This is a genomic window from Natronospira elongata, from assembly GCF_034931365.1.
Classification (GTDB): Bacteria; Pseudomonadota; Gammaproteobacteria; order Natronospirales; family Natronospiraceae; genus Natronospira; species Natronospira elongata.
In genome coordinates this window covers 1-1,871 of record NZ_JAYGII010000080.1, presented here as the reverse complement: position 1 = coordinate 1,871, position 1,871 = coordinate 1, and the positions used below count along the sequence as shown (strand labels likewise).

The following is a 1,871-nucleotide window of genomic DNA, read 5'->3' as shown; positions in this document are numbered from 1 at the left end:
ACGGCACCGTCGCGGACGCCGATGTGGATGACATCCAGGTCAACTGTGAGGATTTGACCTACTCCGTCGGTGGCGAAGTGAGCGGTTTGAACGGCTCCACCGTTGTGCTCGATCTGAATAGTGATGAGACGCTTTCTCTCGATGATGATGGGCCGTTTGCATTCGATGCAGAGCTTGGTCATGGGGAAGACTATACCGTCGCAGTCGAAAGCCACCCAGATGAAATGGTTTGCGAGCTGGATAACGAAACCGGCACGATTGACATGGCTGACGTCGATGACGTCATGGTGACCTGCGAGGCGCTGGATGTCGGTGCATCGAGTAAACGCAATTCCGTAGTGTTGGACTGGGACCGAGCTGGTGATGTCGATATCCTGTATTCCACCGATCCCGAGTGCGACTGGAATAACGTCACATCCTGCGATGATGGTGACATGATTCCGGGTGCTTCCGGTGGCGAGCACACGTTGACAGTGGAGGACGATGGTTTGCAGGCTGATACCGTCTATACCTTCGTCAAGCAGGTCGGTGGTGGGCTCTCTGCCCCTGCCTACGCGACCCCGATGGCCTACGAGCTTTCTGGAACTGTCAATGATACCGAGATTAGTGGCGGTGTGTTGTATGTGGGCGGTGATTTTGAAAGCTATGGCCCCCACACTGGCGGCATGGCAATGTACCGGTTGGATAAACCAACTGCCGAGCTGACCGGTCCCAAGCTGGACCTGGCTGGGGGCTCGATTGGCGGAGCAGTATTCGCCGTGGCGGAAGATCCAAACGGCGGCTGGTTTATCGGTGGGGCGTTCGACACGGTCCAGGGTGAGCCGAGGGAGAACCTCGCTCGCTTGAATGTTGACGGCAGCCTCGATCATGACTGGGACGTTCCGGCGCCCGGTTCCTTTGTCTTTGCCATGACAGTGAGTGATGACCGGCTTTATGTTGGCGGCAGTTTCGCTAGTCTGGCCGGAGATAGTGACTACCAGCATCTTGGCGCGCTTGAGCTGGATGGCAGCCTCGACACTGCCTTCGATTCGTCAACAATTACAGGCATAGTCCGGTCCATGGTTCTCGATGGGGATGAGCTTTATATCGGCGGTCAATTTTCTGGCAATGTGAAGGCTGTTGACGCTGGAGATGGCAGCACCGTCGATGACTTCGATGTCTCCACTGACGGCGCTGTCTGGCACGTGAGTCGCCATGATGATCGTCTCTTCGTCGGAGGGCTTTTTGACCAGGCGAATGGCCAGGATCGATCCGGCCTGGCGGCATTCGACGTATCGGACGGTGCTTTGGATGACTTCGATGCCGATATATCCGGGAGTGGAGCCATCAGTGTTATCAGTGACGGTGATGACCTGATTATCGCCGGCTGGTTCGAGGAGGTTGGCGGCGCCGAACGTGAGGCCGTGGCGCGGGTCGATCAGGATACTGGCGCGGTCAGGGATGACTGGTCGGTCGACATGCCGGAAGGCGCGATCATTTATGATCTTGCCCTGCACGATGGCATGCTTTACATCGCCGGTGAAAACTTTTCCTACATTGGCGATGAGAGATTGACCAACTTTGCCCGGGTCGAAGCCGGAAGCGGTGAACCGGATGCATATTGGAATCCCGTTGCAGTGGGAGGCAGAGGCCACGAGTTCCTGATCAGTGACGAGACCATGTTGGCCTTCGGCAATGTGGATTACATGGGCGGTTATGATCGTCCGCGGCTTGCCTCCTTCTCGCTGGTGGACTTCGGTCTGACGGACTGGAATCCCGTGATCAATGATGGGGAAGTGCGGACGATTGCACCGGAAGGGAGCACTGTTTATGTAGGGGGTAGCTTCAGCCAGGCCAATGACGTTGATGTGGGTAACGCTGTTGCATTCACT

1 protein-coding gene is annotated in these 1,871 nt (G+C 56.6%); it reads left to right on the top strand.

Going from position 1 to position 1,871, the window contains the following annotated elements; genetic code table 11:
- Positions 1 to 23: 23 nt before the first annotated feature.
- The coding region (locus VCB98_RS13760; RefSeq protein WP_374729224.1) for a hypothetical protein at positions 24 to 1,871 on the top strand (1,848 nt) is incomplete at its 3' end.